Source organism: Micromonospora chalcea, from assembly GCF_002926165.1.
Lineage (GTDB): Bacteria > Actinomycetota > Actinomycetes > Mycobacteriales > Micromonosporaceae > Micromonospora > Micromonospora chalcea.
Genome location: NZ_MAGP01000108.1, coordinates 21,803 through 45,129, shown reverse-complemented (window position 1 = coordinate 45,129; position 23,327 = coordinate 21,803). Strand labels below are relative to the sequence as shown.

Below are 23,327 nucleotides of genomic sequence, written 5' to 3'. Positions count from 1 at the left end.
GCTACCCGCGAACTGTCCCGCCGCCGAACCACCTGGTCAGCGCACCCTCCAGCGTCCGCTGGCCGTCGCCCACCCAGACCACGTGCCCGTCCGGCCGCAGCAGCGCCGCGGGCACGTCCAGCTCGTCGCCGGTGCCGGCGACGAGCCCGACCCGGTCGGCCCAGCCGTCCACCGACAGCTTTCCGGTCCCGTCGAGCAACAACCCCCTGCCGGTACGCATCAGCTCGTACAGGCGTCCCTGCGGCAGCGGTACGTCGCGCAGCCGCCGCCCGAGCAGAGGATGACCCTCGCCGACGTCGTACCTGACGCTGATCGCGGTGACCTTCTCGACCAGGTAGCGGTTGACCTCGTCGAAGTCCATGAGCTGCGTCAGCACCTGCCGTACCGCCTGCGGTCCGGGCTCGTTCGTGGTCAGCAGCATCTGCGCGCGCGTGTTCGTCAGCACGTCGGCGGCCACCGGGCGCCGCTCGGTCTCGTAGGTGTCGAGCAGGCCGTCCGGCGCCCAGCCGTTCACCGTCGCCGCCAGCTTCCAGCCCAGGTTGAACGCGTCCTGGATGCCGAGGTTGAGCCCCTGCCCGCCGAGCGGCGGGTGGACGTGCGCGGCGTCACCGGCCAGGAAGACCCGCCCGACCCGGTAGTGCTCGGCCAGGCGGGTCGCGTCGCCGAAGCGGGACAGCCAGCGGGGCGAGTGCACGCCGAAGTCGGTGCCCGCGTACGCGGTCAGTTGCCGTTTGAAGTCGTCGAGCGCCGGCGGCGCCGAGGTCACGTCGGCCGCCGGCACGACCACCCGGAACACGCCCGGCGTGCCCGACGGCCCGAGCCCGAACCGCTTCTCGGTGCGGCGTACCTCGGTCATGATCGTGGTGATCTCGTCCGGGGAGGCGGTCACCTCCATCTCGCCCAGCAGCGTGTCGACTGTCGACGGCTCGCCGGGGAATCCGACGCCGAGCAGCTTCCGGACGGTGCTGCGTCCGCCGTCGCAGCCGACCACGAACCGCGCGCGCAGCGGCGGCACGCTCGCGTCGTCGAGGTGGACCGTCACGCCGTCGTCGTCCTGCTCCAGCCCGGTCACCGCACTGCCGCGCCGGATCTCGGCCCCGACCTCGGCCGCGTGGTCGGCGAGCAGCCGGTCGGTGAGCGTCTGCGGGATGCCGAGCACGTACGGGTGGGCGGTGTCCAGGTCGGCGGGCGCGGGCTTGTCGATGCCGGCGAAGAACCCCCGGACCGGGTGCTTGCCGCCGTGTTCGAGGAACCGCTCCAGCAGCCCGCGCTGGTCCATCACCTCGATGCTGCGGACGTGCAGCCCGAGCGAGCGCACGTACGGCGGCGGTTCGGGGTCCCGCTCCAGCACGAGCACGCCGACGCCCTGGAGGCGCAACTCGCTCGCCAGCATCATGCCGGTCGGCCCGCCGCCGACCACGATCACGTCGAACACAGCTTCCCCCGTGCCGATTGTCAGGCGACCGTCCCCTCGGGCGGCACGAACCGACCATAGCCGTTGTGCCGGTCAGCCTCGGCGGAACGTCCGGCGGTAGGTGTCCGGCGGCACGCCCACCGTGCGGTGGAAGTGCCGGCGCAGCGTCGTCGCCGTACCCATGCCTGACGCCTCCGCGACGGCGTCGATGCTGTCGTCGGTGTTCTCCAGCAGTTCCTGCGCCCGCCGGATGCGCTGGGTGGCCAGCCACTGCGACGGTGTGGCGCCGGTCGCGGCGGTGAAGTGCCGGACCAGGTTGCGGGTGCTCATGTTCGCCTGGCGGGCCAGGTCGGCGACGGTGAGCGGGCGGTCCAGCCGCGCCATCGCCCATGGGAGCAGCGCGGCGAGCGGGTGGTCCTCGCGGGCCGGGACCGGGGTGGTGACGTACTGGGCCTGGCCGCCGGCGCGGTGCGGCGGCACGACCAGGCGGCGGGCGACCGCGTTGGCGACTGTGGAGCCGTGGTCGCGGCGGATCAGGTGCAGGCAGAGGTCGATGGCGGCGGCCTTGCCGGCGGAGGCGAGCACGGTGCCGTTGTCGACGTAGAGCACGTCCGGGTCGACCAGCACGCGGGGGTAGCGGGCGGCGAGCGCCTCGGTGTGGGCCCAGTGGGTGGTGGCGCGCAGCCCGTCGAGGATGCCGGCGGCGGCGAACACGAACGCGCCGGTGCAGAACGAGACCATCCGGGCGCCCGCGGCGTGGGCGGCGCGGACCGCTTCGACCAGGTCGGACGGCGGGTCGGCGTCGGTGTCCTCGATCGCCGGGACGATCACCGTGTCGGCGCGGGCCAGGTGGTCCAGCCCGTGGTCGGGCGTGACCGCGAACCGGCCGACGCCGATCGGGCCGGGGCCGCAGACCACCAGGTCGTACCAGGGGTCGGCCAGCCCGGTCGGGTCACGGACGAAGATCTCGCAGGCCGCGGCCAGCTCGAAGTGCAGCATCCCGTCGGTGGCGGCGAGCGCGATGGTGGCCATGTCCGAAACTGTACGGGCATTGGCGTTTGCGACACTGGCCCCGCCCCGGCCAGCCCGGCGAGGATCACTTCAGTCGATCTTCTGAGGGGGCGTCATGCGGGTGGCGGTGTTCGGGGCGTACGGGCACACCGGGCGGTTCGTGGCGGCGGAGCTGCGCGAGCGGGGGTACGAGCCGCTGCCGCTCGGGCGCGACGCCGGGAAGCTGGCGGCCGCGTTCCCGGAGGGGGAGCACCGGGTGGCGTCGGTGGACGATCCGGCCTCGCTGGACCAGGCGCTGGCCGGGGCGGCGGCGGTGGTCAACTGCGCCGGGCAGTTCGCCTCGACCGCGGGCCCGCTGATCGAGGCCGCGCTACGCGCCGGGATTCCCTACGTCGACGTGGCGGCCGAGATCGAGGCGAACCGGGACACGTTCGCGCACCACGCCGAGCGTGCCGAGGCGGCCGGTGTCGCTGTGGTGCCCGCGATGGCGTTCTTCGGCGGACTCGGTGACCTGCTGGTCACCGCCGCGATGCGGGACTGGACGGCGGCCGACGAGGCGCACGTCGCGTACGGGCTGAGCAGCTGGCACCCGACGGCCGGGACGGTCGCCTCCGGCGTCGTGTCGCGCGAGCGCCGCGACGGCCGGCGGGTCCGCTTCACCGACGGGCGACTGGTGTACGCCGACGGCGACCTGCCCCGGCTGGACTGGGAGTTCCCGGCGCCGCTGGGCGTGCGGCCGGTGCTCGGCGAGTTCACCATGGCCGACGTGGTGACCGTGCCGAGTCACCTGGACATCCCGGAGGTGTGCACGTACATGACCGCCGACGCGGCCCGCGACCTGGCGGCGGGGGACGCTCCGGCCGCTGTGGACGAGCGTGGCCGGTCCGCGCAGACGTTCACCGTCGACGTGGTCGTGCGTGCCGGTGACGTCCGGCGGCGGGTGGTCGCCCACGGGCGGGACATCTACGCGATCAGCGCGCCGCTCGCGGTCGAGGCGGTGCACCGTTTGCTCACAGGGCGTACCCGGGTCAAGGGTGTCGCCTCGGCCGGCCGGATCTTCGACGCGCCGGACTTCCTGCGCGCGCTGTCGGACCACCTCACCGTGCGGTCGCTCGCGGCGTGACGGACGGAGACGGCCGGCCCCCCGGATCGGGTGGGCCGGCCGTTTCGCGGGTGGTCAGCAGCTGGTGTAGCCGCGGCCGCCCTTGCCCCAGCTGCAGCTGTCGACCAGGCTGCCGGAGGGGTTGCGCAGGTAGGCGGTGTCGCCGTCGTTGTTCCAGACGTACGCGGCGCTGCCCCAGTAGCGGTGGGTGCCCTTGTTGGTGCCCTTGCCGGTGTGGATGACGATGCTGTTCCCGGCGGCCACCTTGAAGTCGCCGGTGAACGAGTAGACGTGGCCGGCCTTGTCGCGCACGTAGTAGCCCTTGAGGTTCTGGACCGTCTTGCGTTTGTTGGTCAGCTGGACGTACTCGGCGTTCAGGCTCGCGTTCGAGCGGGTGTCCTTGCCGGGGGAGTCGTAGTACACCTTGGTGATCATGAAAGGCGGCGTGGCGGCCTGGGCCGGAGCGGCGGCGGCGAACGTGCCGGCGAGGGCGATGGTGATCGCCGACGCGATGCCGAGAAGCCTTTTGCGCACGATGTCCCCTTGAGGTCAGAGCGGTGTTGGCGGGCGAGAGCGTAGCGAGGATTCCCGGCCGAAATTGTTCCCACGAGGCGTGTCCGGCGGGTTTCGGACCGGCTGGCGGGTCCGGTGTGGCCGGTCGTCGAACCGGCCCGGTCGGTGGGGTGAGGCCGGGACGTCGGAACGGTTACGCATCCACATACGCCGATTGACAATGTTTGGAATCCAAACTTATTCTCGCGCTGGGCGGGTGCGCGCCCCGCCCTCCCCGTCCACGCGCCCACCCCACCACGAAGGAACCACCATGTTCCGCTCTTTCCGTACCGCCCGATTGCGGGTCGGCCTGGTCGCGGCGACCGCCGCCACACTCGTGGCCGGCACCGCACTGCTGGCGACGAACGCCCAGGCGGCGGCCGGCTGCCGCGTCACCTACACCACCGCCAGCCAGTGGCCCGGCGGCTTCACCGCGAACGTCGACGTGACGAACCTGGGTGACCCGGTCAACGGCTGGAACCTGCGCTGGACGTTCCCGTCCGGCCAGCGGGTCACCCAGGCGTGGAGCGCCACGGTCACCTCCTCCGGCGCCGAGGTCACCGCCACGAACGTCGGCTACAACGGCGCGATCGCCACGAACGGCACCGTCTCGTTCGGCTTCAACGGCTCCTGGACCGGCGCCAACACCGCGCCCACCGCGTTCACGCTCAACGGCGTGGCCTGCACCGGCGGCGTCGGCGGAACCACCCCGCCGCCGAACAACACGCCCCCGCCGACCACCCCGCCGCCCACCACCCCGCCGCCCACGACCCCGCCGCCCGCCGGCAACGCGATGGCCGCCGTCGCCGCCATGCAACCCGGCTGGAACCTCGGCAACTCCTTCGACGCGGTCGGCGCCGACGAGACCGCCTGGGGCAACCCGCGGGTCACCGAGGCGCTGCTGGACAACGTCCGCGCGCAGGGCTTCAACAGCATCCGCATCCCGGTGACCTGGAGCAACCACCACGGCGCCGCGCCGAACTACACGATCGACTCCGCCTGGCTCAACCGCGTACGCGAGGTGGTCGGCTGGGCGCTCGCCGACGGCTTCTACGTGGTGCTCAACATCCACCACGACTCGTGGCAGTGGATCAACACGATGCCCACCGACCGCACAGGCGTGCTGAACCGCTACAACGCGCTCTGGACCCAGATCGCCGCCGCGTTCAAGGACTCCTCGCCGAAGCTGACCTTCGAGAGCGTCAACGAGCCGCAGTTCACCGGCAGCTCCGGCGACGCGCAGAACGCCACGCTGCTCAACGAGCTGAACACGTCGTTCCACCGCATCGTCCGCCAGTCCGGCGGGAACAACGCCACCCGGTTGCTCGTCCTGCCGACCCTGCACACCTCCGCCGAGCAGGCCCGGGTGGACGAGCTGGTCAGCACGTTCAACACGCTCAACGACCCGAACCTGATCGCCACCGTGCACTTCTACGGGTACTGGCCGTTCAGCGTGAACGTCGCCGGCGGAACCAAGTTCGACGCGACGGTCCAGCAGGACCTGACCGACCAGTTCGACCGCGTCTACAACGCCTTCGTCACCCGCAACATCCCGGTGATCATCGGCGAGTACGGGCTGCTCGGCTTCGACCGGCACACCGGCACCATCGAGCAGGGCGAGAAGCTGAAGTTCTTCGAGTTCCTCGGCCACTACGCGCGCAGCCGCAAGCTGACCACCCAGCTCTGGGACAACGGCCAGCACTTCGACCGCACGTCGTTCGTGTGGAAGGACCCCGAGCTGTTCGCGCAGATCAAGTCGAGCTGGACCACCCGCTCCGGCACCGCGTCCAGCGACCAGGTGTACGTGCCGCGCACCGGCACGATCACCGCCAAGAGCCTGACGCTCAACCTGAACGGCACCACGTTCCAGGGGCTGCGCCAGGGCGCCACCGACCTGGTCAACGGCACCGACTACACGGTCTCCGGCAGCACGCTGACGCTCACCGCGTCGGCGCTCACCCGGCTGGTCGGCTCCCGCGCGTACGGCGTGAACGCCAACCTCCAGGCACGCTTCTCCGCGGGCGTGCCGTGGCGGATCAGCATCATCACGTACGACCCGCCGGTGCTGTCGAACGCCACCGGCACCACCGCGGCGTTCACGCTCCCGGCGCAGTTCCGCGGCGACCAGCTCGCCACCATGGAGGCGAAGTACGCCGACGGCAGCAACGCCGGCCCGCACAACTGGACCTCGTACAAGGAGTTCGACGTGACGTTCGCGCCGGACTACACCGGCAACACGATCGCGCTGAAGCCGGAGTTCTTCGCCGAGGTCAACGACGGTCAGCGGGTCACCCTGACGTTCCACTTCTGGAGCGGCACGAAGCTGACCTACTACGTGACGAAGTCCGGCAGCACCGTCACCGGCACGGTGAGCTGACGGCGACGGCACGGCTCGCGGCGGTGGGCGTCGACACCGCCGCGAGCCGGTCCGGCGGAGTTCCCCGCCGGACCGATGAGTTCCCGGGCCGGCGACGGTCGACAGAGGCATGAACACGCTTACTCTGCAGACGCCCGAGGTCGACCTCGTCTACGACATTCGCACGCCGAGCGCCGCCGACGCCGGACACCGCCCGCTGTTCATGATCGGCCAGCCCATGTGCGCCGACGGCTTCGCCACGCTGGCCTCGTACTTCCCGGACCGGACCGTCGTCACGTACGACCCGCGCGGGCTCGGGCGCAGCGTCCGCAAGGACGGCCGCGGCGACGACGTGCCCGAGGTCCAGGCCCGGGACGTACGCGACATCATCGACGCCCTCGGCACGGGACCCGTGGACATGTTCGCCAGCAGCGGCGGCGCGGTGACCGCGCTCGCCCTGGTGGCCGCGTACCCGGACGCGGTGGCCACGCTCGTGGCGCACGAGCCGCCGCTGGTGCAGGTGCTTCCCGACGCCGAGGCCGCCCGGCGGGCCATGGCCGCCTGCCAGGAGGCGTACCAGAAGAGCGGCTGGGGCGCGGGTATGGCGGCGTTCATCGCCATGACGTCGTGGCGGGGCGAGTTCACCGACGAGTACTTCGCCCAGCCGCTGCCCGACCCCGCCGCGTTCGGCATGCCGACCGAGGACGACGGCAGCCGGGACGACCCGCTGCTCTCCGACCGCGCCGCGGCGGTCACCCGCTTCCGGCCGGACGTGGACGCGCTGCGCGCGGCGCGTACCCCGGTCGTCGTCGCGGTGGGCGAGGAGTCGGCGGACACCTTCACCGGACGCACGTCGGTGGCCGCGGCCGAGCTGCTCGGCGGCAAGGCCGCGGTCTTCCCCAGCCACCACGGCGGATTCCTGGGTGAGGAGATGGGCCACGCCGGGCAGCCGGAGGCGTTCGCGCGCCGGCTGCGGGAGATCCTCGACGGCGCCGCCTGACCGGACTCAGGCGCGGCGCACGTCGGTGACCATGACCGGGTAGGGGCCGGCCGGCATGTCGGCCCCCGCCTGGTCGGCCGGCACCACGTTCTCCATCCGCAGCCGCAGGGTGGCCGGGTCGGCGGTGTCCACCGTGATCCGCCACTGCCATCCGTCGCCGTACCCGGCGCTCAGCTCGACCGCCGCCGCGCCGCCCGCCGTGCCGGTCAGTGTCATCGCCGTCGGCTGCTGGTGCCACGAGTCGCCCCACCACGCGACGAGCGAGCCGGGCTGCTCGCCAACAGCGATCACCAGCAGGCCGTCCTGCGGCCCGTCGTCCGGATGGGCCCACGAGTACGAGACGGTGGTCAGGTGGCCACCGGCGGCGGTCGCGACGGTGGCGGTGGCCGGCGACTCGGCGAGCGGATCGGCGGGCATCAGACGGAAACCGCTGGTGCCGGCCCAGGACCCGGTGACGTCAGTGAGAACCATCGCCCCAGGATAGGAACCACCCCCGACACCGCCCGCCGATGCGGATCACGCGGCGCGCCACCGGGCCCGGTCCTCGCCGGCCTTGCGCGTGCACCGCATCAGCGTGCCCTTGGCGGTACGGCCGGTCGCGCCGACCGGCGAGCAGAAGGCACCAGGATGGACGGCGCCCTGGACGGTGCCGGTGGACGGCTTGGTGGTCCGGGGCGCGCTCGTGGTCCGCTTCGGCGTCGGCTTGGGCGTGGTCCGCTTCGGCTTCGGCCGGGGCGCCGGACGCGCGGTCGCGGTCTGCGGCGACGGCTCGGCGGCCCGCGTCGTCGGCGGAGCGGACGGCGAGTCGGTCGGCGCGGCGACGGTCGAGGGCGAGCCGGACGAGTGGGCGGCAGGGGGCGGATCGGCGCTGCGCGCGGTCGCGGTCGAGGCGGCGCTGATCGACGCGGGCTTCTCGTCCGTCGCGCCGCCGACGGCGGCGATCCCGCCGCCGCAGCAGCACAGCACCAGCACGCCGCCGGACACGAGCACGGCTTTCGTGCCGCCGGAAAGCCGGCGCCACCAGGACTGATTCGGTATCGGCCATGATCTCTGCGGTGATGGCTTGGTCACGCAACTCAGTCTGCTTGCGTCATCAATTATTGCGATTGGTCAACTGGCGCGTTTCGCATCGACGCTCGGCGACCCGTGCCGCCGATCCGTCGAGAGACACAAGCCGATCATCGTGGATGACCGGACGCCGAGAGATCTTGGAAGATTTCGGCCCCTATGGCAGCCGTTTGCTTCCAAGATCTGGCTAGGCGGTGAAGTTGTCGTCGGCGTCGCGGGCGTCCTCCTGGATGTGCTCGCCGGGGCGCTTGCCGCGGATCTCGTCCAGTTCCCGCACCCGGTCGGCCTCGGCGTGTTCGTCCTGGTTCAGGTCACCCAGACGGGCCCGGGCCGGACCGGCCAGGTTCTCCAGGTCGTTGTTCGCCCGTTCGACGCTCATGCCGCCTCCCCGGATCGTCGCGTGGCGGCCCTCGCCGCCTGCCACGTCGCGTCCCCGCTGACCCGCACGGCAAACCGCCGCCACCGGATCGGCGTCAGCCCGCATCCGGCCGGCGGTCATGCGGTCGGCAGGGCCGGGATCATGTCCTCGGCGTGCCGCAGCGTGTCGGCCAGCCGGACGCGCGACTCGTCGTCCAGTGGGACCGACCGGGCCTGCCGTACCCGTTCCCGGGCGGCCTCCGGCTCCCCGAGTTGCAGCGCCATCTCGGCCCGGTAGACCAGCGCCTCCACCAGGACGGCGGGTTCGTCGGCCGCGTCGGGCCGGGCCAGCGCGCCGTCGAGAATGCGCGCGGCCTGAGCGGGACTACCGCGCGAGTCGCCCTGCACCACGGCGTTGCCGAGCGTACGGGCGAGCCCGCCCCGGTCGTCGTCGGCGTCGGGCGTCGAGGCCCGGGCCACGAACCGGATCCAGTTGCCGCCCGGATCGACGATGCTGAACCCGGAATGCCCGTCCTGGTTGCGGCGGGGCCGGGGCCGGGTCATCCGGGGTACGCCGGCGACCAGCACCTTGCCGTACGTGGCGCGCATGCCGTCGGCGAAGGTGCGGTGCAGGACGGTCAGGTCGTCGACCACCACCAGGCAGGAGCCGTACGAGTCGGCGGGGTCGAACCCGGGCATCCCGAAGAAGTGCAGGTTGAGGTCCTCCCGGCGCAGGGCCAGGTACGGGTTGGGGCGCTCCTGCCGGTGCGTCACCTCGAAGCCGAGCGCCTGGTAGAAGGGCGCCACGTCGTCAAGTGAGCGGCAGGGCAGCAGCGGGATGGTCGTCTCGTTCGCCATGCTCCGAGCCTGGCCACCGGGAGCGCCCACGCGCACATGGAAAGGCCCGAACGGCCGACGGGCATTGTCCGAACGGGCACCGGGGCCGGTCCGAGACGGACCGGCCCCGGTGCGGGGTCAGGCGCGGGTCAGGGCTTCCAGGACCCGGCGGTACGGAAGCGGTGCTTGTACTCGACGACGCCGTTCTGGTCCTTGACGTCGAAGATGAGCTGACCGCTGCGCTTGGAGCCGGCGGGCAGGTTGTTGCCCGAGGTCATCAGCTTGCCGCACCCCGAGAAGGCGCCACCGATGCCGTTCTCCTCGGTGCCGTCCTCGGCCACCCAGGAGAAGTAGAACGGGTTGATCGAACCGGTGCCCTTGGTGATCTCGGCGGTCACGTCGGCGATCAGGAACATGCCCTTCTTCGGGCCGGGCATGATCTCGTTGCAGGCGGAGTTCCGGGTCCGGAAGTTGCCGACGGTGATCTCGATGGTGCCGTCGGTGTCGTTGACGATCAGCTTGTCGCCGGCCGGCATGTTGAAGGTCTTGTCGTCGGTGGTGCCCGGCTGCGGCGTGCCGGTGGGGCCGCCGGTCGGGGTCTGCTCGTCCGGGACGCCGTAGGTGACGCCCGGCGTGGGCAGCGAGTCAACCGCCTCCTGGGCCTTGTTCACGCCGCTGTAGACGGCGAAGATGCCGCCACCGCAGCAGAGCAGCAGCAGGAGCGCCGCGACGATGCCGATCGTGATCCAGACGTTCTTGTTCGACTTCTTGGCCGGCGGTCCGAACGGCGCTCCCGGCTGATACGGCGCGCCTGCGGGCGGGTACGGCTGCCCACCGCCCGGCGGCGGGTAGCCCCCCGGCGGCTGATACGCCGCGCCCGGCTGCTGGTACTCACTGCCCGGGGGCGGGTACGCGGCGCCCGGCTGCTGGTACTCACCGCCCGGGGGCTGATACGCCGCGCCCGGCTGCTGGTACTCACCGCCCGGGGGCTGATACGCCGCGCCCGGGGGCTGGTACTCACTGCCGGGCGGCGGGTACGGCGCGCCCGAGGTCGGCGGCGCCGGCGGGAACGCCTGGGTGGGAGCGGGCGGCGGGTACTGCTCACCCGGCCCCGGCTGCGGCGGGTACGGCGCCCCGGAGGCCGGCGGATACGGCGCTCCCGACACCGACGGCTGCGGCGGCCCCGACACCGGCGGCTGCGGCGTGCCCGGAGGCGGCGGGTAGGGCGCGCCCGAGATCGGGGCCGTCGGCGCGTCCGGGGCGGGCGGCGGCTCGTAGGGGTCGCTCGGCGGCATCGGCGCGGTGGGGAACGCCTGCGTCGGCGGTTCCGGCGGCTGCTGGTTCGGGTCCGGTGACCCGGACGGAGGCTGAGGGTGGCTCACCGTACTCCTTGGGGCGCCTTCGGGATTTCAGTCGGAACGACGGTACAAGCCGGGGTCAACCCGGCCGACGGGGCGTCATCGATGTGGCAGGACGGCGGCGGTGCGGACCAGATCGTCGTCCACCGCGAACCGTCCGGTCACGCGCGACGGCGGGTCGGCCACCGGGGCGGCGGCGAGCCGGGCCGGCTCGATCTCGGCGTGGAACGTGCCCGCCTGCGGGTCGAGCGTGACGCGCGCGTCGGCGAAGCCCAGCCAGGTCCCGACGAGCGGGTGCCAGACCTTGTAGACGGTCTCCTTGGCGCTGAACAACACGGTCGGCCAGGGCATCCCGGCCGGCAGCCGGGCCAGGTCCGCCTCCTCGTCGGGGCGGCACACCTTCCGCCGTACCCCGGGGGAGAGCGGGCGGTGCCGCTCGGCCTCGATGCCGACGGCGCGCACGTCGGCGGCGCGGGCGGCGGCGGCCGCGCAGTAGTCCCGGGTGTGGGTGATCGCGCCGACGACGCCGGGCGGCCAGACCGGGGCCCGGTCCGCGCCGGCCGGCACCGGCGTGCCGGTCAGGCCGAGCGTGGCGAGTGCCCGGCGGGCGCAGACCGGGCCGGCGGTGAAGTCGCGGCGGCGGTGGAGCACCGCGCGCTCGCCCAGGGCGGCTCGTTCGGCCGGGAGCAGCTCGCCGGACCAGTCGGCCGGGCCGGCCACCGACACGGCGACCACGGCCGGCAGCAGATCACGCACGTGCGACGGATGACGGAGGCACGCGGTGAACGTACCGTAACGCTGGGGCGTGCGGTGGCGCTGAAGGTGTGTTGCGGGGAGGCAACCGGCCCATCACGACCACGATTCCGAACAGGGAAGGAGCGGCGGATGACGCGTGGCGCGGAGGCACCGGGGAGGCGGGACGGCGAGCACGTGCCGGTGACCCCCGACTGGACCTGCGGCTCGTGCGGTGACGAATGGCCCTGCGCCACGAAACGTCACCACCTGCTGAGCGAGTACCAGGTGGATCGGGCGTCGTTGAGCGTCTATCTCGGCTCCTGCCTGGCCGCGGCCACGCAGGATCTGCGCTCCGTGCCGGTCACCGCGCTCCAGGACCGGTTCATCGGCTGGGTGCCGCGCGGCTCGAGGACGATCTGAGCTCCCGGTGGCCGTCGTGTCGGGTTCACGACGGCCACCGGGAGTGGTCCTTCAGCCGCGGCGGGGCCGCCGGGTGAGCGCGAAGCCCACCACGCCGGCCACGGCGGCGAGCACGCCGCCCACGCCGGTCCACACCCAGCGCGAGCCCGCGTCGGGGAGCCAGCCGGTCAGGTCGGTCTCCTCCTCGGCCACCGGCTCGGGGGTCGGCTCGGCGGCCAGCACCGTGCCGGCCCTGGTGTTCGGCACCAGCGGCGCGGCCAGCTCGCCGTCGTCGCCGGACGCGCCGCCCTCGTCGGTGGCGCCGACGAGCATCTCCACCTCGACCGGCAGGCCGAGGTCGGGCTCGGGCAGGTCGGTGACGGAGAGCCGGACGTAGTAGGTGCCGGGCAGCGGGTCGCCCGACCACGGCTCGGCCCACGGGCGTACCCGGCGCAGCGTGCAGCCGAGCGCCACGCTCGTGGCCGCCGCGTCCGCTGTCGGCGTCTGCGCGCCGGCCGTGCACGCCTGCCGGCGGCGCAGCCCGTCGAAGACGTCGACGGTCCAGGTGGACGCGCCGGTGCGTCGCTTCGGGAACGTGACGGTGGCGGTGATCTCGTGCACCTGCCCGGCGTCGGCCCGGAACGACCAGTACAGGTGGTCGCCGGTCGACGCGCCCACCTGCACCGGCTGCCCGGCGGTGACGGTGGTGGCGGTGAGGAACGAGGTGCCGGCCTTGGTCACAGTGGTCGCGCCCGGTGACGGACTGGGCGCGGCCAGGGCCGCCGCCGGGGTGAGCGCGAGACCGACGGCGGTGGTCGCCGCCGCGGCGCGGATCAGCGTACGCATGCTCAGTTCACCCTCCACGTGTGCACCCACCAGCGGGTGAGCAGTCCGGCGACCAGCCCGGTGAGCAGTCCGGCCAGCGTGAGCAGGAGCAGCAGCACCCAGCCGCGGCCGAGGTCCGGCCCGTCCGGGGCGGGGGAGGCGGCGACCACGTCGACCGTGAGCTCCACCGGCATACCCGGCTGGGTCTGCGTGCCGGGCTTGGCCGCGAAGGAGTTGCTGACCACCAGGCAGACGGTTCGCACGGCCTGCTCCGCGCCGGGGCTCGGCTCCGGGCTCGGGCCGTCGTCGTCCTCCTCCTCGGCGGCCGACCAGCGCAGTCCGGCGGAGACCACGTCGGTGCGCCCGCTTCCGGCGTCGACGCCGCGGACCAGTTCCCGCCCGTCCGGCGCGGTGGCGCGCAGCAGCACGCCGTAGTCCGGGTTGACCGGCCGGTCCAGCGCGACGCTCACCGAGGCGCGCAGCTCCTGGCCGGGCCGCACCGGCACCCGGTACCAGCGGTGCTCGGAGAACGCCTCCCGGTCGCTGTAGACGCCGGGGGCGAGCAGCGGCGCGCCCTGGCACGCCGCGCCGCCGCCGACCACCGCCGGGGTGGCCGTGTACGTGTCCCGGGCCCGGTCGACGAGCTGCTTGATCCGGCCGGTCAGCTCGTCGGCGCTCTGCGCCGCCGTGTAGGTGCCGCCGGTCGCGCCGGCGATGCAGAGCAACTGCTTGCGTACCTTCTCGTCCGGGGCGAGACCGAGCGTGTCCACGACGAGCCGGGTGCCCTGGGCGGCCAGCTCGCGCGCCACCTCGCACGGGTCGGGCGGGGCGCAGGTGTCCTCGCCGTCGGTGATCAGCACGATCCGGCGGGCGGTGCTGCCGGTGCCCAGGTCCTGCGCGGCGGAGCGCAACGCCAGCCCGACCGGTGTGAAACCGGTCGGGCGCAGCCCGGCGACGGCGGCCTTGGCCTGGGTACGGTCCACCGGGCCGACCGGCACGATCTGCTGGGTGTCCAGGCAGCCCTGCTTCTTGTCCTTGCCCTGGTAGGTGGCGCCGAGCACCCGGATGCCGAGCTGTGTCTCGTCCGGCAGGGCGTCGACCACCTCGTTGAACGCCTGCTGCGCGACGGAGATCCGGCTGCGCCCGTCGATGTCCCGGGCCCGCATCGAGCCACTGACGTCGAGGACCAGCTCCACCTTGGGTGGCTCGGCGACGGGCTCGGAGGTCTCGTCGTCGGCCCCGGCGGGGCTCGGTCCGATCAGCGCGGCGGCCGTCAGCAGTCCGAAGAGGACAATCGTCGATCGTCTCTTGTTGATCACCGGGCGAAGTGTAGTGAGATCCACTTTGGAAGATCATCCGGGTCCGGCGTCCCTCCGCTCCTGCCTGGCGCCGGAGATCGAACCCGTTATGTTCCCGCAGGATGACCCACTGTTAGATGCCGGAGGTGAACCTTTCGGCAGTGGCGTGCCCGTCGCAAATCTGACCGGCCCGCACCCGTTGTGCCCGTGCCGGAGTGTGGTTAAGCTCTGTCTTGCGCGCCCCAATCGCCCGCTTCCCCCGTGGCAGGCGATCGGGGCGCGCTTCTTTGTGCCGGCGCCCGCGCCTCTAGATCCAGCGGCCGTCCAGCCACATCCGCGCCGACCACTCCGCGTACGGCAGCACCCGGCCCACGAAGATCGGGTAGAAGTACGCGAAACAGAGCGCCACCAGCAACACGTAGGCGCCCGCGATGATCCCGCCCACCATCCGCCGATCCCGTAGCTGCTGCGGATCGGGTGGCGCGGCCGTAGCGGTCGTCGCGGTTACCGGCGCCGGAGTGGTGATCGCGCCGAGCACATAGACCACCGCCAGCACCAGGAACGGCACCGCGGGCGCGGCGTAGAAGGAGAACATCGTCCGGCCGTCGAGCGCGAACCAGAACCACGGCAGCAGGCCGGCGGCGGCGCTGAGCAGGATCGCGCCCGCCCGCCAGTCCCGCCGGGCCAGGCCGAGCCAGGCGGTCGCGGCGATCGCCGGCAGGAACGACCACCACAGCAGCGGCGTGCCCAGCAGCAGCACCTCCGACGCGCAACTCGGCGCGCCACAACTGCCGTCCCCGGACCAGTGGAACGCCACCGGGCGGCCGAGCAGCAGCCACTGCCACGGCCAGGACTGGTACTTGTGCGGGTCGTCGAGCTGGGTGTGGAAGCCGTACGAGGCCTTGTGGTATTCCCACAGGTTGTTCAGCGCCCCGATGAACGGGGTGTCGCTCAGCTCCGGGTTGTTCGGGTAGCGCTCGGCCAGGCGGTAGTAGCCCTCGTCGCTGAGCAGCCAGCCCGACCAGGTCGCGACGTAGGTGACCACCATCAGCACGCCGGCCGCGAGCAGCCAGGGCAGCTCGTCCAGCACCGCGTCACGCCACGGACGGCGAACCCCTGCCGAACGGCGGACGCCCACCTCCCAGAACAGCACCAGCAGCGCGAACGCCGGCACGAAGTAGATCGCGCTCCACTTGACCGAGCAGGCACAGCCGAGCAGCACCCCGGCCGCCAGCCGCCACCACGGCCAGTTCCGCCAACCGGACGGAGGCCGCCCGGCCCGCCCCGGCCGGGTCGGGTCGAGCCCGGCCTCCAGGGCCCGCGTCCAGCGCCGCCGCCGGGCGTCCCGGTCGAGCACCAGCGCGCCGAACGCGGCCAGCACGAACAGCAGCAGGAAGATGTCGAGGATGGCCGTGCGGGACAGCACCAGGTGGAACCCGTCGAGCGCGAGCAGCAGGCCCGCCGCGCAGCCCAGCACCGTGGACCGGAACATCCGCCGGCCGATGCGGACCAGCAGCAGCACCGACAGTGTGCCGGCCACCGCCGCGCCGAACCGCCAGCCGAACTCCGGCGACGTCGTGATCAGGTGGCCCGGCACCGAGACGCCGCTGTCCGCGTCCTGGTAGCCGAAGGCCCACTCGCCGATCCCGATCATCCACTTGCCCAGCGGTGGATGCACCACGTACGAGGGGCCGTTGTCCTTGTAGTTCCACTCGACGCCGCGGTCGATCAGCCCGTACGCGTCCTTGGCGTAGTAGGTCTCGTCGAAGACCTTGCCGGGCGGGAAACTGAGCCCCACGAAACGCAGGATCGCCGCGATCGCCACCACCACGGCTGTGGCCAGCCACGCCTGCCCCCGACCGATACGGTCGTCGACGGTGGCGAGCCGGCGCCGCACGGCGGCGGGCAGCCCGCCCCCGCTGCCGTCGCCGCGCTCGGCGGTGGAAGGGTCCGGGTTCGCGCTCTGTGCTGTCGACGCACTCGTCACCCGGCGATCGTAGGCTGCGAGGGTGCCCGGTGGCGTCCATCGTCTCCGAAATTGGTACGACCATCGATGAGGGAGCACGCGCCGTGGGGGAAATGTCCGAGGTCGGACGGCTGGTGTTGCTCGGCGCGCCGCTGGGCAACCCGGCCGACGCGTCCGCCCGGTTCCGGGAGGTGCTGGCCGTCGCCGACGTGGTCGCCGCCGAGGACACCCGGCGGCTCACCCGGCTCGCCCGCGACCTCGACGTGACGGTGCCCGGCCGGATCGTCTCCTACTTCGAGGGCAACGAGGAGCGGCGCACCCCGGAGCTGGCCGAGGTGCTCGTCGCCGGCTACACGGTCGCGCTGGTCACCGACGGAGGCATGCCGAGCGTCTCCGACCCCGGATACCGGCTGGTCCGGGCCGCCCTGGACGCGGGCGTGCCGGTCACCGCCGCGCCCGGGCCGAGCGCCGTCACCACCGCGCTGGCGCTGTCCGGGCTGCCCTGCGACAGGTTCTGCTTCGAGGGCTTCCTGCCCCGTACCCCCGGCGCCCGCCGCTCCCGCCTGCGGGCGCTCGCCGCCGAGGACCGCACGCTGGTGTTCTTCGAGGCGCCGCACCGCATCGCCGGCGCGCTGGCCGACCTGGCCGAGGCGTTCGGCGCCGACCGGCCCGCCGCGCTCTGCCGCGAGCTGACCAAGACGTACGAGGAGGTGGTCCGCCGTCCGCTCGGCGAGCTGGCCGAGTGGGCCGCCGACGGCGATCCCCGGGGTGAGATCACGCTCGTCGTGGCGGGCGCGCCGGCCACGCCTGCGGTCCGGCCCGACGACGACACGCTGCGCGCCGCGGTGGCCGAGCGCGAGGCGGCCGGGCTGTCCCGGCGCGACGCGATCACCGAGGTCGCCACCGCGTACGGGCTGCGACGGCGCGAGGTGTACGCGGTGGTGCACAGCTGAAAGGAAGGGCCCCTTCTTAACGCCTGCGGTAGAGGAAGGGCCCCCTTTTAACACCTCACCTCACCAGGCGGCGGCCAGGAACCCGACGGTGATCAGCGCCGGCCCGGCCAGCGCCAGGCCGACCGCCCAGCGCCGCTGCCGCTCGTCCGCGAGCCGGGTCGCGCCGGTCCACCTGGCGATCCCGGCGGCGCACCCGGCCACCAGCGCCAGCCCGAGCAGCCAGCGCAGGTGCTGTCCGGGGCCGGTGTCCGTGTAGGCGGTCGACCCGTCCGGCCCGGTCATCCGGGCCGGCAGCAGGGTGCCGGTGGCGGTCCGCCCGGCCGGTACGCCACTGACCCGTACGCCGTGGGCCTGGAACCGGTCGCCGTCGGCCAGGAAGATCCCCCGGCAACGTTGGGTGAGCCCGCCGCCCGCGCACTCGGTGATCATCACGGTGCCGCCTGTCGAATGCCCCGCGGCCAGCCAGAACGGCCCCGCGCTCACCCAGGCGAAGAACGCGGCGAGCAGGCTCAACGCCAGCAGCACGGCGAGGCCGACGGGCGGGGTCGGCGGGAGGACCGGGCGGGCCGGCGCCCGCCGGCCCGGTGGCCGGGCGGGGAGCGGGTGCGGCTCGTCGCGCAGCGGCGTGCCGTCCCAGTGCACCTCCTCGATCGGCGCCCAGCCGCCCGCCTGCGCGGCCCTGCGCTGCCAGCGGGGCTGCCGCACCGGCACCCGGCTCGGCACCGCGTCCACCGGCGCGCCGGTGGTCGGCTCCACCTCGACCGGCGGGTCCGCCGGGTCGAGCCGGGGCTGCGGCGCGACGGGCGCGCCCGCCGGGGCGGGTCGCGACCGCCGGGTGGTGGCCGCCGACGGCTCCGGCGCCGCTGGTCTGTTGGTCACGATGTTCATTTCACACCGGTACGCCCGGCTTGCGGTGAAGCTCACGCCGCGTGTCGGCGACAAATCGGACGTACGGCCGGCGCCTGCCGCCCATTGGTTCGCGGCCCGCCCACCGCAATCACTAGGCTTGCTGCTCATGAGTCACGTTCTCGCCGCGGTCGCCTGGCCCTACGCCAACGGCCCGCGCCACATCGGCCACGTATCCGGATTCGGCGTTCCCTCCGACGTCTTCGCCCGGTACATGCGGATGGCCGGCCACGACGTGCTCATGGTCTCCGGCACCGACGAACACGGCACCCCGATCCAGGTGCAGGCCGACGCCGAGGGAGTCACCCCGCGCGAACTGGCCGACCGCTACAACCGGGTGATCGCCGAGGACCTGCGGGCGCTGGGCCTGTCGTACGACCTGTTCACCCGCACCACCACGCGCAACCACTACGCGGTGGTGCAGGAGCTGTTCACCGGCCTGTACCGCAACGGCTACATCGTCCCGAAGGTCACCACCGGCGCGATCTCCCCGTCCACCGGCCGGACGCTGCCCGACCGCTACATCGAGGGCACCTGCCCGATCTGCGGCTACGACAGCGCGCGCGGCGACCAGTGCGACAACTGCGGCAACCAGCTCGACCCGATCGACCTGATCGACCCCAAGTCGAAGATCAACGGGGAGACGCCGGAGTTCGTCGAGACCGAGCACTTCTTCCTCGACCTGCCCGCCCTGGCCGACGCGCTGCGGCAGTGGCTGGACAACCGCGAGGGCTGGCGCCCGAACGTGCTGCGGTTCTCCCGCAACCTGCTCGACGACCTCCAGCCCCGGGCCATCACCCGCGACCTGGAGTGGGGCGTGCCGATCCCGCTGGACGACTGGCGGGACCGGCCGGACAAGCGGATCTACGTCTGGTTCGACGCGGTCATCGGCTACCTGTCCGCGTCCATCGAGTGGGCCCGCCGCACCGGCGACCCGGAGGCGTGGCGCAAGTGGTGGTCGGCGGACGGGGAAGGGAAGGACGCCCGCTCCTACTACTTCATGGGCAAGGACAACATCGTCTTCCACTCGGTGATCTGGCCGGCGCTGCTCGGCGGCTATTCCGGTGAGGGGGCCCGCGACGGCGAGCCGGGCGAGCTGGGCCGGCTCAACCTGCCCACCGAGGTCGTCTCCAGCGAATACCTCACCATGGAGGGCCGGAAGTTCTCCTCCTCCCGCAAGGTGGTCATCTACGTCCGGGACTTCCTGGAGCGCTACGACGCCGACGCGCTGCGCTACTTCATCGCGGTGGCCGGCCCGGAGAGCAACGACACCGACTTCACCTGGGCCGAGTTCCTGCGCCGCAACAACGACGAACTGGTCGCCGGCTGGGGCAACCTGGTCAACCGGTCGGTGTCGATGGCGGCGAAGAACTTCGGCGCCGTCCCGCCGGTCGACCCGGCCGGGCTCACCGAGGCCGACCAGGCGCTGCTGGACACCGCGAAGGCGGGCTTCGCCACCGTCGGCGACCTGATCGCCCGGCACCGGCAGAAGCAGGCCATCGGCGAGGCGATGAAGGTCGTCGCCGAGGCCAACAAGTACCTCTCCGAGCAGGCGCCCTGGAAGCTCAAGGGCGAGGACGACAAGCCCCGGATGGGCACCATCCTGCACGTCGCCCTCCAGGTGGTCAGCGACGCCAACACGCTGCTCACCCCGTTCCTGCCGCACTCCGCCCAGAAGATCCACGAGCTGCTCGGCGGCACCGGCACGCACGCCCCGATGCCGGTGATCGAGGAGGTCGACGACCTCGACGGCGGGCCGTCGTACCCGGTGCTGACCGGTGACTACACGGTCGGGGCGCGCTGGGAGTCCGTACCCCTGGAAGTGGGCCGGCCGCTCGCGGCGCCGAAGCCGGTGTTCCGCAAGCTCGACCCGTCCATCGTCGAGGAGGAGCTGGCCCGCCTGGCCGGCTGAGCACACGCGCGAACCGCGGCCCCGGGGATTCCCCCGGGGCCGCGGTCGTCCGCCGGGTCAGGCGGTCGCCATGCTCGGCTTGCCGATGAACTCCATGATGGCCTTGTTGACCTCGGTGGGATGGGTCCACGGCGTGCCGTGCGGCGCACCCTTCAGCGTGACCAGCTTGGCGTCGGACAGCATGTTCACCAGCCGCTGGCCCGTCACCGGGAACGGCAGCACGTTGTCCTTGTCGCCCTGGATGATCAGCACCGGCACGTCGATGTTCGGTAGGTCACCGCGGAAGTCGGTCTGCCAGGCGTCCACCGAGTCGTGGGTGCCCTTGGCCGACGCCTGCGCGCCGATCTGCCAGTGCGCGTGGTACGCCTCGTCGCTGACCAGCTTCCCCCGGTTCTCACTGGCGTTGAAGAACGCGTCGCAGAACTGGGTCAGGTAGGCGAACCGGTCCTGGATGATCGCCTTCTGGAACCCCTCGAACATGCTCTTGTCGACGCCCTCCGGGTCGTCGGGCGTCTTCAGCAGGTACGGTGCCAACGGGGCCAGCAGGACCGCCCGGTCCACCCGGTCCGACCCGTACGCGCCCAGGTAGCGGGTCACCTCACCGGTGCCCATCGAGTGCCCGACCAGGATCGCGTTGCGCAGGTCCAGCTCGGTCATCAACACGTCCAGGTCGGCGGCGAACGTGTCGTAGTCGTAGCCCATGGCCGGCTGCGCGGAGTTGCCGAACCCACGCCGGTCGTACGTGATCACCCGGTACCCGGCGTTCAGCAGCGGACCGCTCATCTTCTCCCAGGTCGCCCCGTTGAACGGGAAACCGTGGATCAGCACGATCGGCTGACCGGAACCGTGATCCTCGTAGTACAGGTCGATGGGTGCGGAGTTCTCCGTACCGACGGTGACGAAAGGCATGTCGGGATTCCCCCTCAGCGCGGGCTTCTCGGACCCCAACGGCTTCCCGACCTGCCCCCGTCTATTCGTGCCGGGCCGGATAGGGCAGGTCCACCACCCGGTCGTCGGTCAGCTCGCCGCCGGGCGCCCAGACCTCGTACACGCCGCGTTCCAGACACTGAGCGCCGGTCGCGGCCACCGCGTCCGGATCCGGGCGGCGCAGCCGCAACCGCAGCCAGCCACCCTCCTCCCGCAGCACCAGGCACGGCGTCCCGCGCCAGGTCGCCGTGCGCAGCCGCCGGGCCGCCGTGTCCACCGGGTAGCGGGCCGCCCGGGTCATCGCCAGCACCCGGAACCCGCCCGGCTGGTCGGCCACCGCCTCGTACTCCGAACCCGCGTACGTGCCGACGAGCCGGGTCGAGCGCGGCGCCTCGCCGGTCGGCACGTACTCCTGATCGGCGGCCAGGCCGGGCACCGCGGCGAGCAGCTGCCGCCACTGCGGACCCGCCAGGCGCAGCCAGCCCCGCTGCTCCGCCTGGTAGGTGTAGAGCACCACCTCCACCCCCTCGGCCGGGTAGGCCAGCAGTGTGGCGTTCGCCGGCATCGGCAGGTCGGCGAACTCCCGGGTGACGAACTCCGGCACGAGCTGCGCGCTGCTCGGCACGAACCCGGTGCCCAGCACCGGCGGCCCGAGCCGGTCCCGGGGCGGCAACGCCATGAGCCCCCGGTGCGCCTCGCCCACCGGCACGTCGTAGTCGGCCGGGTCGGCGGCCCGCCAGCGCAGCGCGTACGCCACGTCACCGCCCTCGGAGTCGCCCCGCAGCACCGCCATCCCGGCCGGTGTCCGCAGGTGCGCCACGTCGTGCTCCCGGTAGCAGAAGCCGTGCGGCAGCCACCCCCGCACGTAGCCGGCGAGCTGCCGGGCGGAGAGCACCTTCACCATCCGGGTGCCCGGCCGGATCACCGCCGAGGCCCGCACCGCGGCCAGCGTCGGGTCACCCGCCGCCCCCGGCTGCTGGCTGAGCCGGTGTACGTACGCCCAACCCCGGTCCCGGTGCACCGGCATCAGCAGCGGCGCGTCCGTCTCGTCGGCCGTCCCGGGGCCCCCGTGCACCGCGTCCACCTCGGTCGCGTGCACGAACCGGCGCCACGGATAGCCGCCCCCGGGCCGGGGACACCACTCGAAGCCGGGCGCCTCGTCGGCGCTGAACAGCTCGTACGCCGCGCCCCGGGCGATCTCCTCGGCCGGGTGCACCCGGCCGGCGTACGTCACGCGCAACCCGGCCCGGTCGGAGGCGGGCCCACCGGCATGGTCGGTGACTGTCACTCCGGGACGCTAAGCCCGCCAGATGTGGGGCGTGTGAACGGCCGGTGGCGGTCCGGGAACGCCGGCCCGCGCCGGTGTGTGATGCTGGCCGCGATGACCGAGCAGACCGAGACCCGCAAGCAGCGCGCCGCCCGCCGGGCCGGGGAGTTCCCGCCCGCACCCGAGCCGCTGCCCGTACCCGTGCCGGACAGCCACACCCACCTCGACATCACCGTCGGCGAGTTCGGCACACCGCCGGGCGGCGCCTCCGGCGACGACCCGGTGGCCGCCGCGATCGCCGTCGCCGCCCGGGCCGGCGTGGACCGGCTGGTCCAGGTCGGCGTGGACGTCGACTCGTCCCGGTGGGGCGCCGACGTCGCCGACCGGTACGCAGCGGTGCTCGCCACCGTCGCGCTGCACCCGAACGAGGCGCCCCGGCTGGCCGACCTGGACGAGGCGCAGCGCGAGATCGAGACGCTCGCCGGCCGGGACCGGGTCCGGGGCGTCGGCGAGACCGGGATGGACTTCTTCCGTACCGGCGAGGAGGGGCGGGCCGCGCAGGAGGAGAGCTTCCGGGCACACATCGCCATCGCGAAGCGGCACGGCAAGGCGCTGGTCATCCACGACCGCGACGCGCACGCCGACGTGCTGCGCGTCGTCGACGACGAGGGCGCCCCGGACACCGTGGTCATGCACTGCTTCTCCGGCGACGCCGACTTCGCCCGCGAGTGCGTCCGGCGCGGCTTCCTGCTCAGCTTCGCCGGCACCGTCACGTTCGGCAGCGCCGCCGCGCTGCGCGAGGCCGCCGCCGTCACCCCGCCCGAGCAGATGCTGGTGGAGACCGACGCGCCGTACCTGACCCCGATGCCGCACCGGGGACGGCCCAACGCCTCGTACCTGATCCCGCTGACCGTCCGCTTCCTCGCCGAGACCACCGGCGCCGACCTGGACACCCTCTGCGCCGCCATCTCCACCAACGGTGAGCGCGCGTTCGGCCCGTGGCGTTAAGAAGGGCCCCTCCATATCGCGAGGCGTTAAGAAGGGGCCCTTCCTTCCCCTCGGGCGGGGGCGCTTACGCTACGGG

The 23,327-nt window shown here is 73.0% G+C and carries 22 protein-coding genes; 8 read left to right on the top strand and 14 right to left on the bottom strand.

The genetic code is table 11. The features are described from left to right. Position 1: 1 nt before the first annotated feature. Positions 2-1,435, bottom strand: a complete 1,434-nt coding sequence (gene rox, locus BAW75_RS13625; RefSeq protein WP_104113801.1) for a rifampin monooxygenase — start codon at positions 1,433-1,435, stop codon at positions 2-4. A gap of 72 nt (positions 1,436-1,507) precedes the next feature. Next, on the bottom strand, positions 1,508-2,446 hold the full coding sequence (locus BAW75_RS13620) for a helix-turn-helix domain-containing protein (protein WP_104113800.1): 939 nt from the start codon (positions 2,444-2,446) through the stop codon (positions 1,508-1,510). 94 nt (positions 2,447-2,540) lie between these two features. On the opposite strand from BAW75_RS13620, the gene BAW75_RS13615 reads away from it, so the two are divergent. After that, positions 2,541-3,548 carry a saccharopine dehydrogenase NADP-binding domain-containing protein gene (locus BAW75_RS13615; protein ID WP_104113799.1) on the top strand — a complete coding sequence of 336 codons (1,008 nt, stop codon included), beginning with the start codon at positions 2,541-2,543 and terminating at the stop codon, positions 3,546-3,548. A gap of 54 nt (positions 3,549-3,602) precedes the next feature. Here the strand turns inward: BAW75_RS13615 and BAW75_RS13610 are convergent, their stop codons facing one another. Further along, positions 3,603-4,061 carry a lamin tail domain-containing protein gene (locus BAW75_RS13610; RefSeq protein WP_244206112.1) on the bottom strand — a complete coding sequence of 153 codons (459 nt, stop codon included), beginning with the start codon at positions 4,059-4,061 and terminating at the stop codon, positions 3,603-3,605. A gap of 289 nt (positions 4,062-4,350) precedes the next feature. Between BAW75_RS13610 and BAW75_RS13605 the strand changes: the two genes are divergently transcribed. Both BAW75_RS13605 and BAW75_RS13600 read left to right on the top strand, forming a co-directional pair. Beyond that, positions 4,351-6,456, top strand: coding sequence for a cellulase family glycosylhydrolase (locus BAW75_RS13605; protein ID WP_104113798.1), 2,106 nt, complete (start codon positions 4,351-4,353; stop codon positions 6,454-6,456). Positions 6,457-6,565: 109 nt separating this feature from the next. Next, positions 6,566-7,435, top strand: a complete 870-nt coding sequence (locus tag BAW75_RS13600) for an alpha/beta fold hydrolase (protein WP_104113797.1) — start codon at positions 6,566-6,568, stop codon at positions 7,433-7,435. Between the two features lie 6 nt (positions 7,436-7,441). Here the strand turns inward: BAW75_RS13600 and BAW75_RS13595 are convergent, their stop codons facing one another. Further along, positions 7,442-7,906, bottom strand: a complete 465-nt coding sequence (locus tag BAW75_RS13595) for a DUF1579 family protein (RefSeq protein WP_104113796.1) — start codon at positions 7,904-7,906, stop codon at positions 7,442-7,444. A gap of 103 nt (positions 7,907-8,009) precedes the next feature. Between BAW75_RS13595 and BAW75_RS13590 the strand changes: the two genes are divergently transcribed. After that, positions 8,010-8,465, top strand: a complete 456-nt coding sequence (locus tag BAW75_RS13590; RefSeq protein WP_146074840.1) for a hypothetical protein — start codon at positions 8,010-8,012, stop codon at positions 8,463-8,465. Positions 8,466-8,690: 225 nt separating this feature from the next. On the opposite strand, the gene BAW75_RS13585 is transcribed toward BAW75_RS13590, so the two are convergent. The 4 genes from BAW75_RS13585 to BAW75_RS13570 form a co-directional block, all read right to left on the bottom strand. Continuing rightward, the gene (locus tag BAW75_RS13585) at positions 8,691-8,882 is read right to left on the bottom strand and encodes a hypothetical protein (protein WP_043326835.1); all 192 of its coding nucleotides are present in this window, start codon (positions 8,880-8,882) and stop codon (positions 8,691-8,693) included. A gap of 116 nt (positions 8,883-8,998) precedes the next feature. Then, entirely contained in the window at positions 8,999-9,718 is a 720-nt protein-coding gene (locus tag BAW75_RS13580; RefSeq protein ID WP_104113794.1) for a VOC family protein, read from the bottom strand. Between the two features lie 128 nt (positions 9,719-9,846). Beyond that, complete coding sequence (locus BAW75_RS13575) at positions 9,847-11,079, bottom strand: DUF4352 domain-containing protein (protein WP_104113793.1); 1,233 nt, start codon at positions 11,077-11,079, stop codon at positions 9,847-9,849. Between the two features lie 75 nt (positions 11,080-11,154). Beyond that, positions 11,155-11,811, bottom strand: coding sequence for a 4'-phosphopantetheinyl transferase family protein (locus BAW75_RS13570; protein ID WP_167435567.1), 657 nt, complete (start codon positions 11,809-11,811; stop codon positions 11,155-11,157). Between the two features lie 129 nt (positions 11,812-11,940). Between BAW75_RS13570 and BAW75_RS13565 the strand changes: the two genes are divergently transcribed. Continuing rightward, entirely contained in the window at positions 11,941-12,210 is a 270-nt protein-coding gene (locus BAW75_RS13565) for a hypothetical protein (protein WP_043326829.1), read from the top strand. Between the two features lie 51 nt (positions 12,211-12,261). Here BAW75_RS13565 and BAW75_RS13560 read toward each other — a convergent pair whose 3' ends face one another. The 3 genes from BAW75_RS13560 to BAW75_RS13550 form a co-directional block, all read right to left on the bottom strand. Then, entirely contained in the window at positions 12,262-13,035 is a 774-nt protein-coding gene (locus BAW75_RS13560; protein ID WP_043326828.1) for a hypothetical protein, read from the bottom strand. A gap of 2 nt (positions 13,036-13,037) precedes the next feature. Further along, positions 13,038-14,333 carry a VWA domain-containing protein gene (locus tag BAW75_RS13555; protein WP_043326826.1) on the bottom strand — a complete coding sequence of 432 codons (1,296 nt, stop codon included), beginning with the start codon at positions 14,331-14,333 and terminating at the stop codon, positions 13,038-13,040. Between the two features lie 286 nt (positions 14,334-14,619). Next, the gene (locus BAW75_RS13550) at positions 14,620-16,299 is read right to left on the bottom strand and encodes a dolichyl-phosphate-mannose--protein mannosyltransferase (protein WP_104113792.1); all 1,680 of its coding nucleotides are present in this window, start codon (positions 16,297-16,299) and stop codon (positions 14,620-14,622) included. Between the two features lie 92 nt (positions 16,300-16,391). Between BAW75_RS13550 and rsmI the strand changes: the two genes are divergently transcribed. Next, positions 16,392-17,231, top strand: coding sequence for a 16S rRNA (cytidine(1402)-2'-O)-methyltransferase (rsmI, locus tag BAW75_RS13545; RefSeq protein WP_064447607.1), 840 nt, complete (start codon positions 16,392-16,394; stop codon positions 17,229-17,231). Between the two features lie 60 nt (positions 17,232-17,291). Here rsmI and BAW75_RS13540 read toward each other — a convergent pair whose 3' ends face one another. Further along, positions 17,292-18,119, bottom strand: a complete 828-nt coding sequence (locus BAW75_RS13540; RefSeq protein ID WP_244206111.1) for a hypothetical protein — start codon at positions 18,117-18,119, stop codon at positions 17,292-17,294. 127 nt (positions 18,120-18,246) lie between these two features. Here BAW75_RS13540 and metG point away from each other — a divergent pair, with 127 nt between their 5' ends. Continuing rightward, positions 18,247-20,049 carry a methionine--tRNA ligase gene (gene metG, locus BAW75_RS13535; protein ID WP_043330658.1) on the top strand — a complete coding sequence of 601 codons (1,803 nt, stop codon included), beginning with the start codon at positions 18,247-18,249 and terminating at the stop codon, positions 20,047-20,049. 57 nt (positions 20,050-20,106) lie between these two features. Here the strand turns inward: metG and BAW75_RS13530 are convergent, their stop codons facing one another. Together BAW75_RS13530 and BAW75_RS13525 are read right to left on the bottom strand one after the other, a co-directional pair. Next, a complete protein-coding gene (locus BAW75_RS13530; RefSeq protein WP_043326820.1) occupies positions 20,107-20,958 on the bottom strand; it encodes an alpha/beta fold hydrolase in 852 nt (283 codons plus the stop codon). Between the two features lie 61 nt (positions 20,959-21,019). Further along, a complete protein-coding gene (locus tag BAW75_RS13525; protein WP_104113790.1) occupies positions 21,020-22,264 on the bottom strand; it encodes a hypothetical protein in 1,245 nt (414 codons plus the stop codon). 81 nt (positions 22,265-22,345) lie between these two features. Here BAW75_RS13525 and BAW75_RS13520 point away from each other — a divergent pair, with 81 nt between their 5' ends. Then, positions 22,346-23,251 carry a TatD family hydrolase gene (locus tag BAW75_RS13520; RefSeq protein WP_104113821.1) on the top strand — a complete coding sequence of 302 codons (906 nt, stop codon included), beginning with the start codon at positions 22,346-22,348 and terminating at the stop codon, positions 23,249-23,251. Positions 23,252-23,327 lie beyond the last annotated feature (76 nt).